Raw genomic sequence first — 893 nt, forward strand, 5'->3', positions numbered from 1 at the left:
ATGTGGACATGGGCACCGGCAGCGCGGCCCATTTCAAGGAACGCCGCAGTGGCCACGAGCTCGGCTACCTCGGGACGGCTAGGGTTGTGGTTCTCCGCGCCTGTTTCGCCGCGGTCGCGAAACGCTGCGAGCGTTGAACGGACGATCTCCTGGTCTTCGTTGTGCAAACCGGTCGGCAGGTTCGTCGAGGCAAGCCTTTGCAGCAGTGCAAGCGCCCTGTCGTTGCGAATACGCGGAAACCGTGTTGGATGATTCTCGAACGAAGAAATCTTGAATGCGCAGGCGCCTGCTTCGACCATGCGCGGGACCTCGTTGAGGTCACTTTCGTTCGTTACAGTGGCATATAGAGCCACATCACAATGTGCATATTTGCCCACTGCGGCGATCTTCGCCTCAAGGACCTCGAGCGTCGCGACAGGATCGGGCTCGTCATAAGGCATATCGACGATGGTGGTGATGCCACCCGCCACAGCAGAGCGCGTCGTCTGCTCAATTCCCGCAAAGCCGAATTGACTACCGGCATGCGTTTGCCCATCGATCACGCCGGGCAGCAGCAAACAGCCAGCATAGTCGTGGCATTGCCCCGCTTCCGGCCACGAGCCTGAACCAATCGCTGCAATCTTGCCCTCCGAAACCGCGATCCAGCCGCTTTCGATAATACGCTCCGGCGTCACGACATTGCCGCTTATGACGGTATCGTACGACTTCATGCTTGCTGACCCACTTCGGTTCTGTGCCAAGTTTTAAATCGACTTGATCATGCCGCCGTCCACTCGGATGACGCTGCCTGTGACGTAGCTGCTCATCTGGCTGGCCAGGAACGTGACTACCGACGCAAATTCGTCGACTCTCCCATACCGGCGCATGGGGATGGCCAGGAGAGAATCCTGCAC

Annotated in this window: 2 protein-coding genes; both read right to left on the bottom strand. The window is 58.8% G+C overall.

What is annotated here, in order from left to right; genetic code table 11:
- Nucleotides 1-710, bottom strand: a 710-nt coding sequence (locus EN935_RS38045) for a dihydroorotase family protein (RefSeq protein WP_164771822.1), incomplete at its 3' end; no start/stop codon positions are given.
- 33 nt (nt 711-743) lie between these two features.
- Nucleotides 744-893, bottom strand: a 150-nt coding sequence (locus tag EN935_RS38050) for an SDR family oxidoreductase (protein WP_127374343.1), incomplete at its 5' end; no start/stop codon positions are given.

Source organism: Mesorhizobium sp. M7D.F.Ca.US.004.03.1.1, from assembly GCF_003998635.1.
GTDB classification, from domain to species: Bacteria; Pseudomonadota; Alphaproteobacteria; order Rhizobiales; family Rhizobiaceae; genus Mesorhizobium; species Mesorhizobium loti.